We start from the raw sequence: 14,499 nt of genomic DNA on the forward strand, positions 1-14,499 counted from the left end.
ACCCTCACGGCGTGGTCGCCGTGACGGCAGCCGTCACGGCCGCGGGCGGTCCGCCCTTGAGGGCGGCGAGAATGCGCTCGGCCATCGCATCGTAGTTGCCGTCGAAGTGATGGCCACCGTCGATCGGCAGCTTCGTCACGCTGGCGAGCTTGGGATCCAAGCAGGCCGTGTCGGTCTCCTCCGTGCCGTAGACGCAGAGCAACTTGGCGGCCGGGATCGACGCCGCCGAGGCGACGACGCCCCGGTCGCCCGTGGACATGCCGAGCCAGCCGCCGACGGAGATCTGGAAGCCGGTCTGGAGCGAGGGTGCGAGCAGGCCCACCAGTGTGACCCGATCTTGCAGCGCCTGCGGCAGGAAACCGTAGGCGAAGGGCAGGGTATCGGCGCCGAAGGAGTAGCCCATCAGGGCGACCGGGATGCCGGGCCGCGGCTTGGCATCGGCGAGCATGTCGCCGATGTCGGCGGCCATCTGCTCGGGCGTCTTTTCGCTCCAGAAGTAGCGCAGGGAATCGACGCCGATCACCTCGACGCCGTGCTCGGTGAGCCAGTCGCCGATCGTCTTGTCGAGATCGCGCCAGCCACCGTCGCCCGAAAAGAAGATCACGGTCGCGACCGGATCGCCCTTGGGTTTGCCGACCACGATCGGGAGCGCAGAGTTGTCGGCCTCGGCGATGCGCACCGCGGCGTCGACGCCCGCGTCCTGTCGCTCATCGGCCGCCGCACCGATCTCGGTGCCCGCGTGAAGCGTTCCCGTCAGCGGTGTCGGTGCCGCCGTGCCCGCATCCAGCACGAAGGTGAAGGGCTGGGGCAGTTCCGCCGCGCGGTCGTAGCTGAACGTGTTGTGGCCTTCCGGCGTCGCCTTGGCGCCTTCGCAGACCGGCAGGCGCGAGCGCGCCGTATCGGAGGGCTGGATCGCGACGCCGCCCGCGAGCGTCGCCGCCGGTGCGTCGGCCACGGCGGCATAGGCCATGGTGCCGCCTTCGCCCCGTCCGATCACGACCGGATGGAAGTAGGTGTCGAGCTGCAGCGCGCGCAACGCTTCCTTTGCGATCCCTTCCAGGTCGGAGCCGAGATAGATGCAGTCGTCGCCCGTCTCGATCTCGGACTCGACGCCCGCGCGCCACCGGTCGAGGTCGACCGGGAGAACGATCAGCCCGCTGTCGACGAGGTCCGCCGCCAGCGATCGATCGGCGGCCGTCAGTCCGCCGCCGTCGGAGATCAGGACCGCAAGACCCGTCGCGTCGCCATCGGGCGACAGGACCGGCACGTTGGTCATGTTTTCGTAGGAGACGGTCGTGGCCGGCACGGCCTCGGCGGTATCGGTGCCGACGGCCTGCATGACGAGCGCGCCGGTGGCGACACCCGCGACGACCACCGCGCCGATGGCGGAGAGAACGAGAGCGATGCGGTTCATGGCAGCTTCGGGCGTCCTGAGATGAGCGTGGTCACGTCGACGAGGACCTTGGCCGTGTCGAAGCCGCCGGGACAAACGAGGTAGTGCGGCGTCCAGACCGGCCCGAACTTCTGCTTGAACGCCTTCAGGCCGTCGAAATGGTAGAAGGATCCGCCGCGCCGGTAAAGAAACGAGCCGAAGCGGTTCCAGCGCGAGGCGCCGCGCCGGTCAACGAGGCCCGAAAGCGGTGCCGCTCCAAGATCGAACCATTGGTACCCTTCGGCCTTGGCATGCAGCATCAGACGCGTGAAGAGCGCGTCCATGATGATGCGCGAGACGTTGGGCAGGAAGCGCATGAGATCGATCGATATCTCGTGCCTGTCGGCTCCGCGCCAGAGGTTCGCGAAGGCGACGATCCGCCCCTCCTTCCGGAGCACCGCCATGTCGAAGTGCTGGAGGTAGGCGGGGTCGAAGTAGCCGAGCGAGAACCCCTTCTCGGAGCCCGACTTGATCGCAAGCCAGGCGTCCGAGACGGCGCGCAGCTCGTCCATCGCAGCGACGACCTCCTCGCGGCTAATGATCGAGAACTCCAGCCCCTCGCGCTCGGCGCGCCGCACGGCCGTGCGTAGGTCCTGACGCTTCGGACCGTCCGTGTTGAACTTCGTCAGATCGACGCGCGCGACCTCGCCGAGCTTCAGGGCCACGAGACCCATGTCGAGAAACAGGGGCAGGCTTTCGGGGCGCACCTGGTAGAAAACCGGGCGCTCGGCTTCACGATCGGCCTTGTCGCGAAAGCTCCAGGCCAGGTCCGCCATGATGTCGGGCGGCGCGACGGGCTCGCCGAGCGCGATCAGGCTGCCGCCCGAGCGCGCGTACATCACGAAGCCGCGCTTGTCGGGTGAAAACAGGAAACGCTTGTCGCCGAGGAGCGCAAGGGCCGATGCCGTATGAGGCGAGGCGGCGACGATCGGCGCCACCTCCGGGGGCACGTCGGAGCGCTTCTGGACGCGTTCGGTGCGCCGATGGATCGCGACGTCGAGACCCACCGCGGCCAGCACCGCGAAGGCGACGACACTGGCGCGCAGGAAGCGCGGCGCGTTGGCCTCGGTGGCGAAATCGAACCAGAGCGTGTTGGCGTAGTCGACGTGGCGATAGGCCAGAAGTCCCAGCCAGACGCTGGCGATCAGGGTCGCGCAGACGGCGGCAAGCCAGCCCCAGGTGATCGCAAAGGGATTGATGCCGGAGCGGCGGTAGAAGGCATGGCGGAAGCCGAGCAGCAGGACGGCGAGAACGAGAAGAATGACGGCTTCTTCCCAGTCGAGGCCCTTGAGGAGCGAGAAGAGCGCGCCCGCCACAAGCAGACCGATCGAGACGAGCCACGCGCGCCAGAGACGCTTGGCAAGACCGCGTGCGATGACGAGCAACGCAACGCCGACCACGGTCGCGGCCAGATGCGACATCTCGATAAAGGGCAGCGGCACGAAATCGTTGAGGACGGTCAACCGGTCGGCGATGCCCGGCGTCGAGCCCGAGGCGAGAAGCACAATGCCGCCCGCAAAGGCGAGGACGGCAACGGTCGGCGGCACCATGGGTTCGAAGACCCGTACGAACTCGCGCGTCGGTCCCTTGATCGCATCGCGCCGACGCACCGCCTCGACCACGAGAAGCGCGACCACCGTGAGGACGAGCGGCAGAACCGTGTAGATCAGGCGATAGATCAGGAGCGCGGCGACGACATCGGCGCGATTCTGAAGGCCGAGGCTGATGACGATCGTCGCCTCGAAGGCACCCAGACCGCCCGGCGCGCTGGAGGCGACACCCACCACCACCGCCACCGCGAACACCACGGCGAAGAGCACGAAGGAGCCGACGCTGTTCTCGGGCAGGAGCACGTAGAGAACGCCAGCCGCGGCCGCGAGGTCGACGATGCCGGCCGCGATCTGCACCAGCGCGCCGTTGCCCGAGGGCAGCGGCAGCGACAGCTTGCCGACGCTGGCGCGGCGGTCTCCGTAGGACAGCCAGACCACGAAGCCGACGACACCGATCACCAGCGCGGCGCCCAGCGCGATCTCGGCGGCAAGGCCCAGATCGCGCAGGACGGGCACCTCGGTCGGATCCACCAGCAGCGCCGCGCCCACCATGAGCGCGAGCGCGAACCAGAGGGCGAACCAGGACGTGCCGACGATCCGTCCGATGTCGGCCAACTCGATGCCGCCGGACTTGTAGACGTGGTAGCGCAGGGCGCCACCGGTCAGAAGCGGGAAGCCGAGCGCGTTCGACACCGCGTAGCCGGCCGCGCCCACCGCTGCGGCCACCGGCCGGGTGACGCGTCCCGGCGCGATCGTATCGACGGCGACCACGTCGTAGAGCGAGACGGCGGCGAAGCTCAGCCCCGTCAGAAGAACGGCCATCACGAGATCGGCGGTGCTGACGGCGGAGAGGGCACCCCGCACGTCGGCGAGCGAGATCTCCGACACCATGCGCTCCAACGCCACGAAGGCCGCGAGCGTGATCGCGACTCCGATGACGATCGGAAGAAACCGCTTCCACGCCGGTGCGGCTTCAGCGTTGGGAAGCCCCGGTGCGGACAGGGACGCTTCGGTCCGCTCGACCCCAGTTGTCATGGCCAGATGAGTCCGTGGTTGAGGACGGGCGCGCGATCCTGCTGGACCGGACGCAGGCGCATCTACCGAAACGTTCGGGCGACACAAGAGGAGGTGCCTTACCTTCCGGCAATTTAATCCGACGCGGACCACCGCGTGCAGACCGCAGACTGTACCGACTCCATATCCGGACGTCAGCGTGCGTCGTCACGACAAGGCTGACCCGGGAGACGGGATGAAACGGGTTTGGGTCGTCGGGAGCGACCCGGCCGTCGCGACATCCCGGCTCTCGTTTCATCGTTGTCGCTCGAATCTAACCCTATGGCCTGCGCTCGATCGGGATAGGTCATTCGCCAAGGCAACCTACGACGAACGACCCATCCCGTTAGGGAACGTGCTGGGATGGGTGTCTGCTTTGGCACATTCGATGCCGCCCGGCCGAACGTCCGTTTAGACGTCGTGCTCCGCTTGGCGCGCCGGAAGCGATCCTGACCGCCCGTACCGGACCGAAACGACGGGGCGGACGTGGCGCTCCTCATTATATCGCCGACCGCAGGGTTAGGCATGTGCGGCGACCGTGTCAGTTTCCCACGGCTCAGAGGCGGGGTTTCCTGACAATGCCTACAGGATGTGCGTCGTCACGGAACCCTGACTCGAATTCAGGCGATCTGCGGCTCGTTGGTCAGAGAACTCCGACTCGAAAATCGTGGAAGTCCGACTCTGCGACAACCCTCGTCGCGATAGTCCGACTCTGCATCGAAGCGCGAGGGTGACCGAAGGTGTCCCTGCCTCCCCAATCAATCCCAACGGACGCATGCGTTGGTGCGAAACCAACGAGATGGCGAGATTGTTAGTTGTCCGGCTGGTCGCGGACACTCGTCCCTGTTGTGGCCTGCCCATCATCCAAACGCGGACGTCGATCCGCTATGCTTCAGGAGGAAATGGTCATGGCCGACAATCTCAAGCGGCGTCAGCCGGAGGATCCAACGAAGGTCAACGTCAACGAGAAGTGGGAGGTCGACTACTGGACCAACAAGTGGGGCGTGACGGAACAGCAGCTTAGGGATGCCGTGAAGTCGGTCGGCGTGATGACCAAGGACGTCGCGAAGAAACTCGGCAAGACGGCCTGAACCCGGCTCCCAATGCTACTGACAGCAGACGCAACCTGGGGGTTCGGTCACCTCCGGGTTGCGTCCGTAGGCCAAAGGTCACCTGCGATGGGCGTCTTCGACGATCCACTAGGCACAGGAGCGTCCCAGGTCCGATCAGAATGGTGCCGTTAGTCTTTGTGCGCTACGTTCATGTTTTGATCTCAAGGGGCCTGTCGAATGAAGACCGTGACCGATAACCAGATCAACGGTGAATTCGGCGAGTCGATGGTTCGGACAAGGGTTCTGTCGATGGGGCAGGTCTTCGAACAGAATGGCCGCCTGGAGACGGGGATCGACGGGATGATCCATCTGCGCGATCCGAAGACCGGGATGGCGCTCGGCAAGATGATCGGCGTTCAAGTCAAAACGACGACGGCAGGAACCTACTCCGGTGAAACGGAACATGGCTTCGACTATCTGCTGAAGTCCGACGATCTGGCGTTCTGGAGAACGACGAACGTCCCGGTCATCATCGTTCTGCTGCGTCGGGCGGACGAAAGCTTCTTCTGGAAGAGCGTGGACGCGGGCGTAGCCGGGGAGGAGCGTCGGCTTCGGTTCGACAAGAAGCAGGATCTCTTCGACAGGTCCGCGGTCGACCGGATCGCCCAACTGTCGATCGATCGTTCCACGCACGGAGCGCATCTGCCCCCGCTACAGTCCGGCGAGGAAGCCCATCTGAACCTCGTCGAGGTTTTGCCCCCATCCGAGATCTTCGTCGCAACCTCTCCGTTTAGGGACGCCCGAGCTGCCATCGCCGAGATGCTTCGTCACGACGATCGCGACTTCGACTGGGTCCTTCGTGGCGGGCGTTTTCTTTCGTTCCGTGATCCTAGGACCAATGCCGCAGCATGTATCGTTGACGATGAAAGCGTCGAGGCCGTGGAGACGTCCATCATCGCCGACAGCGACGATCGGGACGACGAGATCGCTTTCATTGAGCTTCTCAGGCGGACAATGGGACGCCAGCTCGAACCGGACATCGGTTTCGACAAGGACGGACGCAGCTACTACTTCCGTGCTCCCGAACGTCGGAAGGGCCGTTCCTACGCTTACACGGCGACGAGAAATCAGGCCAAGGCCGACGTCGTCAAAGTGTACATGGACAAGAAGGATAAGACGCGGATCAGCAGCGTCCGACATCACGCGTTCGTCCCACGCTTCCTGCCGATCGATGGACGCTGGTTCGCGTCGATCAGTCCGACCTTCGTCTTCACCGAGGATGGTTCGAGGACCCATAGGTTCTCTTCGACCCTGCTGACCGGAAAGAAGAAGCTCGAACGCAACGACGCGATCCGCGGGCAATTCGTCATGTGGCGTCACCTTCTGATGGAAAGTGGAAAGCCGACGGCACCTAGCCTCTTCGGGATGGGAGGTGAGATTGAGCCTGGAAGACTGAGGTTCGCTCCCGTGCGCTCGATAGAGATGGAGAGGTCGGTTCCCGAGGAGTCATGGAAGGTCCAGGACCCCAACGCGGATAGACTGAAGGCGAACGAGCCGGGGCTGTTCTGATGGACTTCCGCTCGAAGGTACTTGAAGAACCCCTGCTCGAGTTCGGCGACAAGCAGACTTCCGTCGATCCACGCTACGGACTGACTGAGTTCGGTCCCCTGCAACCTGCTTTGGGTGACAGAGTACGAATTGGGGTCATAGGCACTGCGGAGACGATGGATGGTTTCTCCTCCTTCCTCGAACGTGCCATGGCCGGCATCCCGAACGATAGCCGCTACGTCAATCTCAATCCGAGCTTTCCAGGACTGGGGAATCGGAACCCATTCCGGTGCTCGTTCGAGGTGGACAGGGAAGGGTCAAGAGTACTTCCGAACCGCGACATCAAAACCGTTCTCGCGGTGCCACGCCACGACGATGCGGTCAGATCTGCGGTCGATGTCTTCATCGACCAAGCCCGTTCACTGCTCGAGGGATCGAGTCGACCGGACGTCATCGTCCTCGCTCTACCGAAGCAACTCATCGAGAAGGTCGTCAACGCGAGATCGGCCGACGAGGATGAGGGTGACGATAAGGACGAGCCGGCTGCGACATCCCTCGTCGACTTCAGGGACCTCTTCAAGGCACGCGCACTGTCTCTCAACGTTCCGACGCAGATCGTCTGGCCGACGCTATGGGACGACCATGCGACCATAGGACGGAAGTTCAGAGGCACGAGGACCGTGCAGGCACCATCGGTACGAGCCTGGAACCTCCTGAACGCGCTGTTCTACAAAGCCGGCAAGGCTCCTTGGCGGCTCCCCGTCAAGGACGACGAGTATCGGACGAGCTATCTTGGCATCGGCTTCTATCGTGACCTCGATGGGCAGCGACTCTGGACCAGCACGGCCCAGATGTTCGACGAACGTGGGAAGGGAATCATCCTACGCGGAGCGCGAGCCCATACGGACCGACCCGGCAACCACCCCTATCTCACTCGTGAGGACGCATACGCCTTGCTCCGCAAATCGGCTGATGCCTACCGGATGCAGCATCGGCACTATCCAGCGAGAGTCGTCGTCCTGAAGACGTCGCGCTTCGAGACGAGCGAAGTCGACGGCTTCGAAGCGGCGCTCGACGAGGTAGGCGTCGATATCTCAGATATGGTCTGGGTGCAGGAGTCGACGCCGTTGGCCCTTATGCGGGAAGGGGACTATCCGGCTCTTCGAGGGAGCTTCGTCGATCTTGGACGAAGCGCCATCCTCTATAGTCGTGGAAGCGTTCCCTACTACGGCACCTATCCTGGCGCACGGGTTCCCCGCCCGTTGGAGCTACGTCCAGCCCCTGGAGGTGACACGCCGTTGGCGCAGATCGCCGAGGAGATCCTGGCGTTGACCAAGATGAACTGGAACTCGACCCAGTTCGACCAAGCTTTGCCGATACCCATCCGGGCGGCACGACAGGTGGGTCGGATCCTCAAACACGTCAGCTACGGGGACAGAGACCAGAGCGATTATCGCTACTACATCTGATCTGTTCCGGCGTCGGCAACGGGTGTCTCGAAGTAGGACATACCCAAAGGGCTCCATTCGGAGTAAACGGGCACGAATTCGGCTAGACTAACGCTTGTTCACGGGCTTTCTGCCGTAGTTGCGCTCTGCTGCGCTCGCTCCTGAACGCGTCCTTCTCGAGCGCTTCGACCTCGGCCCGCCGATAGAACGAGGAGGCGCGTCCGATTCTCGGCGAGGGCCGGATCGGGACGGCGACCGCCAGCCCTGCCTCGCCCAGCTTCCTCCCGACCACGCGGACGTGGCACCCGAGGTGGTCCGCGGCCTCCGCCATCGAGACGTAGTCGCGATCGAAGGCGTCCAGGTCCGCGTCGCGGATGCATTCCGGACGTCGTCCTTCGAGCACGCCGGCCCTGACCTCGCTCCGGAGCACGCCTGTGTCGACGAGTTCCCGCAGAACGTAGATCGTCGTCCGGAGACGCTTCATTGCCACCATGATCGGCGACCATTCGCCCATGTCCCGGTCGAGAAGGCGGCGCATCTCTCGGACGTCGACGAGGACGCTCGGCCATGGCTTCGCGTTCGCGAGCACGCCGCGGCAGGCGAGTGTGCCGTCCAGGAGGGCCGCGACGATGCGATCGATCGAGGCTTGTCCGACCGCGCTGGCGCCGACCAGGGAGACGCACCCGTCGGGCACGTCGTCGACCACGGGCGCATCGCGACGGAGCCGGCCTATCCACGCGTCGAGTTCGCTTCGGCGGTAGAGATGGATCCCGCCCTCCTGCTCGCCGGGCACGAGCCACGGCGTCAGCGTGTTCGACGCCATGAGCGGTCGAAGCGTCCCCCGCGGGATCCCGTAGATCTCCAGCAACTCGATCTGGTTGATGGAGTCCCGGATGGCGGCGAGGGCCTCCTTCGCCCGCGGCGCGGGCACGAAGATCCTCCAGACGTCGCGCTGCGCGTTCTGTTCGTCCAGGATCCCCAGGCGGACGAGGACCTGGATCACCCGCTCCCGGCTCGTCCTGGCGGCGGTGTGGATATGGGCCGGGGTGTAGATCGCCCGCTCCCCGATCAGTCGGCCGAAGAACTCCTCCTTCGGGTTCACCGGGAACGATGCGAGCGCGTGGTCTCGGATCATGGCACGGACCCGGTCGTAGACAGGGCCGGACTGGGTCGCCTTCCTCTCGTGGTTCAGCCACGTGTAGAGCGCGCCATAGACGACGTTGGGCCCCCAGTTCCCCTTCGGCGGGTCCGCCTTTTCAAGCATGCGGTCGAAGAACGCATCCGGATCGCTCAGGGCGTGGAAGCCGGCCGTCATGACGTCGTGGATGTCGACGTCCGGATCTCGTCCATGATCACCGACGCCCAGCACCCCGACGAGACCGAACTGTCGGATCAACGCGATGGCGCGACCGAGCGGTAGTTCGTCCAGGAGGGACGAGGACGTCGGCTCCAGGAAGCCCATTCGACCCAGGAGGTATCGTTCGCAGGATACGTCGGCGACGGGGCGCGAGGGGACGTCCATGAGGCTTCCGACGCCATCGCCACCGTCCGTGGGGTCGAGGTGGAGCGGGTGGACGCGGAAGATCTGCGAGCCTTTCCGGCCGCGCTCGAGCATGACGGAATGGACCGGACAGACGCCGATCGTCCGCAGGAACCACCATTCCCGCCAGTGACCTCGCAGATGCGGATGGCTTGTGCCTGTCGCCGCATCGGCCCGCAGGCACTCGGGGCAGACGAGATGCACGCCGTTCTGGACGTTCTGCTTGAAGAGCGTCTCCCGCCCATCCGGCCCGGTCCCGAACCTCTCTCCGTCGACCCGGAACGTGTTTCGCCGCATGAGGTCCAGGTCGTAGCCGCCCGCCTCGGCGAAGTGCTCCAGGTCGCGACCACGCGTGATGGCCGTGTAGTCCAGTCCGTAGTCGTTGCAGAACTCGCGGGCGCTCGGCACGGCGCATAGGCGGGCAAGCCGATGGAGGATGCTCCAGGCCGGCTCGTCGGGCCATTGTTCGACTCGGATGGGTATGCGCGTCACGGTCCCTCCACGAGTGGAGGGTGCCGATTCTTCTAGAAGGCTCGATTAAAGTCCGAGACGACCTCCATCCCTGCCTGGAGTATATCGATGGGCTGCGGCCCTTGGCACAACCGAATCACAATGCCTTGGACTAGCCCGGACAGGGCATTCCACGCCTCTGTAGGGCGCTTCGCCTCCGCAGCCTTGGGACCCAAGCTACCTCGGGCTTCGAAGCGCATCACAAGTAGTGAGATGCCAATGGTTTCCACTCCCCAACAGAAACTGCCAATTCCATCGTCAAAATGCACCGAATATGAGTCTGACCTTCTTTTGCACGCCGATCTGACGTCCCATTCCAACGCCGCGTGACACCTAACGCGTTGGAACGAGCGGATTAAGCCGCTGCGTCGGCAGTTAGGCGAAGCCTAGTCCGCTCGTTCTGGACGATTCAGCAAATATCCTTGGAGGGTAGCAATTAAACTCTGTCGCTGATGCTACGCGGTACCCCGTAATTGTTTGGACAGATCTGCCATTCTTCGGTCAAGTTCGTCCGAGGCCGCCAAGATGCGTATCGCATGGTCACGTAGCACGATGCCAGCCTCTGTCGGGTCAACTCCGCGTCCGTTGCGCACCAGGAGGCGGAGACCGAATTCCTCTTCTAGATACCTGACGGTCCGACTGAGGCTAGGCTGTGATATTCCGAGGCGGTCACCGGCCTTCGACAGATTTCCAGTCTCGCAGATTGTCTTGAATATACGTAGATCGCGGAGCGTCGTCTCGTGGCGATCCTCGGCAGACATGTCGAACCGTCGGCTTCCTAGCCGACGTGAGGCGTTGTCGGCAGATCACTTTGCCCGACATCGAGACGACAAGCAACGCTGCCAACCGACACGCGCGTACACGGAAGATCATGGCGTGAACAGTAATCGATGTCGATCGGTCTTGCTTGTCGACCTTTCAGAAACAGGCCTCAGAGGCGGGTCGCCGACGATCCGCCGGACTCCGCCACCCATGCGAGGGCAGCGAAGTCCACATGCGGGCCGGATCCGTCGGTCAGCTCAACTCGCGCATCTCCGCCGACCCGCCTTGCGCATGAAGGCGATGGCGTAGCCAGGCGACCTCGACGAGCGCCGAACGGTAGGGGCATACGAGCGTCCAGCACTTGCCCGCACCACCGACGCCATGGTTCCAGCGGTAACCTCTGACCTTCAGGTCGTCCCTGATCGCATACGTCGGCCCGGTCGCCACGACCTCGACGCGACGCTCGTCGATCCGGTGACGGATCTGCGCGAAGGGGGGATCCTCCGTCATTAGCCAGCGACCGGCCGAGAGGGCCACGACGAGGGCCTCGCAACCTTCCCTGGGCGTCTCCACGTCGGCGAACAGCCCGAAGCGTGCCAGGATGGACGCCAGACCGTCCCCGTCCACGCCCAGACGCCGCCAGTCGACGGCCTCCCGGGTGCGGGCCCAGGGGAGAGCGCGGAGAAGCGGGAAGCGCGATCGCAGGGCCTCCGGTAGGGAGCCGCCGTCGTGCGACACGCAGAGGTGGATGCGTCCCGCGAACGCATCGAAGGCTCCCGCCTCCAGTGTGCCTGTCGCCGCCGGCCTTACCGATCCGGAGAAGGCGAGGCTGCCCTGCGACTGCCCGTCCAGGACGGCGACGACGTCCCTCAGACCGGCATCGTCGTAGCTCGCGAGGACGACCGACGCGTTGTCCAGTTGCGATCCGCGCCGTCTGGGGACGCCCGGTCTCGAATGAGCGACCAGGACCAGTCGGTCGTCGGGGCCGAGGGGGCGCGGCTCCACGGACCGGGATGGAAGCCGTCGCATGACGCGGTACCGGCCGGACGCCTCCAGGCGACGGGCTGTCGTCTCGAGTTCGTCGCCACGACCGGCCGGGTGGCGCCTGCGCGGAAACGGAACGACGTCGCATCGTACCGCCCGGATCGCTCGGTCGGCGATGCCGAGAGGGGCTCGCCCTCTTGGTCGCGGGACAGGGAGATTCATCGTGCGGCGGTCCGGGCCAGGAGGCGTTCCACACCGTGAGGCGATGCCGCCTTCGGGGCAGGCCTGCCGAACCTCGTCGCCTGCGGTAACGTCGCCTCGACCGGCGACCGGACCGCTCGGCGTCTCTTTGTTCTCCGGTTCGTTCGACACTGCGCCCATACCGGGGCCGGAGGTCGATCTGGACTTCGACTTCGATCCGCTCATCGGGCCACGCCCTCCGACGGTGCCTGGGCAACTGCGCCGAGGAGGTCGTGACGGGCGGCGAACTTCGTGATCCTGTCCTTGTTCATGTATCCCGAAGACATCAGGAGTTCGGCCAGCGCGGTGACGGCGGACTGGTGGCGGACCATCAGGGCGAGGGCATCGGAGTATGCGCGCCTGAGGATCGCCTCGACCGCGTTCTGCTCCGGTCGAGGACGGAAGACGAGCGAGGCCCCGAAGGCGTAGGCGCCTTCGAAGTCCGTGGCCAGACGCGTCGCGTTGGCAAGGTCGGAGTCGTCGTGACCCCCGGCTCCCGCCGACACGGATCCGATAACGATCTCCTCGGCGGCCCGTCCCGAGAGAGTGACGAGGATCTCGCGTCGGACGGTGTCCGCCGAGATCTCCGTGACCGGGACGGGGTCGAAGCGGACGGCGCCGCCCCCCGTGATCGAATCGACGAGGCTGACCGCGTACGGGACGACGCCCGACGCCAGCGCCGCGACGACGTGCCCGGCCTCGTGGATGGCGATCACGCGACGCACCTCCTGCGACCTGGTGTCGGGCGGGAGGATCGCCGCCTGGACGTCGGCGACGCGGACCGCCCTTCCGGCCTGGCGCGCCGTCCGCCTAGCCTCCCTCGCGACCTGGACCATGTCGGCGCCGGTGGCCCTTCCCGCGACCGCGTCGCAGAACGGACGCACGCTCTCGGGCGAGACCGCGCCGTCGAGCTTCGAGGCGAGGATGCGCGACAGGTCGGTGGCGTCGGGCAGGTCGATCCGGACGGTCCGGTTGAGCCGCCCGGCCCGCGTCAGGGCCGGGTCGAGACGGTCGCCCCGGTTACAGGCCGCCATGACCGCGACACCGTCACGGCCCGACAGCCCGTCGATCTCCTCGAGCAGGGCGTTGATCACGGCGAAGTACCACGACCTGTTCCGGCCTTCCGATCCCCGGACCGGAAGCGAGTCGATCTCGTCGACGAAGAGGATGGAGGGTGCCACGGAACGGGCATGCGAGAAGTCGTTGTGGATCGCCCGGAGCACGTCGCCCAGGTGACCTTCCTCCGACCTCTGCCACGTCGAGTAGGACGTGGCGACGATCGGAATGCCAGCGGCCTGTGCCACCCTTCGGGCGAACTCGGTCTTGCCCGTGCCAGGAGGTCCGGTGAGGACGAGCGTCGAGTCGACCTCGCGCCAGGGCAACGCTCCGGACCGGAAGGCAGCGAGGTCCTCGACGAACCGCCGGGCCCAGACCTTCGCCACACCGTACCCGACCATGTCGGCCAGCGGATCCGAGAGGGCCGCGTAGTCGGACGGACCGACGGCTCCCGTGTCTGCGATGTCATTCAGGAAGGCGAGGGCGGTCTCGACGGTCGTCGCCTTCTTGCAGACGAGATCGAGCATCGAGAGCGGCGCTCCGGTAGGCCAGGACCAGCCCGGGTCGAGTTTCGCCTCTTCGCCGAACACGTGACGCAGCGTCGCTGCCACGTCGGGTCCGGTCAGACGGGTCAGATCGACTTGGGCATCGAAGAGCGGGGCTGGATCCGGCCCCGTCACCTCGTCCAACACCACGACGATCTCGTTGATTGCGACCTGGCTGCCGAGGAACTCTAGATCGAGACGCCGGACCAGATCCCTGTCCACCGGGCTGGCGGCGGCGCTCACGAAGGCGACGGAGGTGCGACGGTTTCCTCCGTCGGCGATCTCGAACACGGCCTCGATCGTCGCCTCGACGATCTTCCGGTCGGTCTTGGAGACGACGACGCGAAGGACGTGCTGCATGTCCTTTCGCGTCGTCGGATCGTACTGCCTCAGAAGGGCGTGCTCGATCGCGACCTGCGTCGGGTCGAGATGGGCGCGCAGATGGGCGACTAGGGCCTCGCGGTCCGCCTGCGTCCGATCCGTCGAGCGGGGCTCGCCCCCGAAGTTGGTGATGTCCGACACGCTCACGACCGTCCCTCCTGCAGATCCATGCGCTGCAGCATGGCGAGGGCGAGGCCGGAGGACGTGCTCCCGCCGTCGGCCTGGCGCCGGAGGGCACAGAGGATCCTCCCGTATTCCCTCCTGTCCCGACGCCGACGGGATCGATGGCGGATCGCCGCACCGATGGCGACGGTCGAAGGCATCTCGACGACGTTGGTATCCGACGTGCGGGTGTGTGTGGGCGGGGACCTGCGTCCTGCCGTCCTGTTCTGATGTCT

9 protein-coding genes are annotated in these 14,499 nt (G+C 65.3%); 3 read left to right on the plus strand and 6 right to left on the minus strand.

Annotated elements, in window-relative coordinates:
- Positions 1-4: 4 nt before the first annotated feature.
- Together BLQ76_RS13830 and mprF are read right to left on the minus strand one after the other, a co-directional pair.
- Positions 5-1,414 carry a virulence factor family protein gene (locus BLQ76_RS13830; protein ID WP_090674298.1) on the minus strand — a complete coding sequence of 470 codons (1,410 nt, stop codon included), beginning with the start codon at positions 1,412-1,414 and terminating at the stop codon, positions 5-7.
- Positions 1,411-4,017, minus strand: a complete 2,607-nt coding sequence (mprF, locus tag BLQ76_RS13835) for a bifunctional lysylphosphatidylglycerol flippase/synthetase MprF (protein ID WP_090674301.1) — start codon at positions 4,015-4,017, stop codon at positions 1,411-1,413. The genes BLQ76_RS13830 and mprF overlap by 4 nt, the downstream gene beginning before the upstream one ends.
- Positions 4,018-4,943: 926 nt before the next feature.
- On the opposite strand from mprF, the gene BLQ76_RS13840 reads away from it, so the two are divergent.
- The 3 genes from BLQ76_RS13840 to BLQ76_RS13850 all read left to right on the plus strand — a co-directional run bounded on the left by BLQ76_RS13840 (position 4,944) and on the right by BLQ76_RS13850 (position 8,104).
- A complete protein-coding gene (locus BLQ76_RS13840) occupies positions 4,944-5,126 on the plus strand; it encodes a DUF3606 domain-containing protein (protein ID WP_090674818.1) in 183 nt (60 codons plus the stop codon).
- 198 nt (positions 5,127-5,324) lie between these two features.
- The gene (locus BLQ76_RS13845) at positions 5,325-6,656 is read left to right on the plus strand and encodes a DUF4365 domain-containing protein (protein WP_090674304.1); all 1,332 of its coding nucleotides are present in this window, start codon (positions 5,325-5,327) and stop codon (positions 6,654-6,656) included.
- Complete coding sequence (locus tag BLQ76_RS13850) at positions 6,656-8,104, plus strand: argonaute/piwi family protein (RefSeq protein WP_090674307.1); 1,449 nt, start codon at positions 6,656-6,658, stop codon at positions 8,102-8,104. The genes BLQ76_RS13845 and BLQ76_RS13850 overlap by 1 nt, the downstream gene beginning before the upstream one ends.
- Positions 8,105-8,186: 82 nt before the next feature.
- Here the strand turns inward: BLQ76_RS13850 and BLQ76_RS13855 are convergent, their stop codons facing one another.
- The 4 genes from BLQ76_RS13855 to BLQ76_RS13875 form a co-directional block, all read right to left on the minus strand.
- A complete protein-coding gene (locus tag BLQ76_RS13855) occupies positions 8,187-10,115 on the minus strand; it encodes a TniQ family protein (protein ID WP_090674310.1) in 1,929 nt (642 codons plus the stop codon).
- Between the two features lie 473 nt (positions 10,116-10,588).
- Positions 10,589-10,894: a LysR family transcriptional regulator gene (locus BLQ76_RS22800; RefSeq protein WP_090674314.1), complete on the minus strand. Its 306-nt coding sequence runs from the start codon at positions 10,892-10,894 to the stop codon at positions 10,589-10,591.
- 253 nt (positions 10,895-11,147) lie between these two features.
- Complete coding sequence (locus BLQ76_RS13870; protein ID WP_090674316.1) at positions 11,148-11,924, minus strand: hypothetical protein; 777 nt, start codon at positions 11,922-11,924, stop codon at positions 11,148-11,150.
- Positions 11,925-12,301: 377 nt separating this feature from the next.
- Positions 12,302-14,248 carry an AAA family ATPase gene (locus tag BLQ76_RS13875; protein WP_090674319.1) on the minus strand — a complete coding sequence of 649 codons (1,947 nt, stop codon included), beginning with the start codon at positions 14,246-14,248 and terminating at the stop codon, positions 12,302-12,304.
- Positions 14,249-14,499 lie beyond the last annotated feature (251 nt).

Origin of the sequence: Aureimonas jatrophae, from assembly GCF_900104035.1 — a bacterium.
Lineage (GTDB): Bacteria > Pseudomonadota > Alphaproteobacteria > Rhizobiales > Rhizobiaceae > Aureimonas > Aureimonas jatrophae.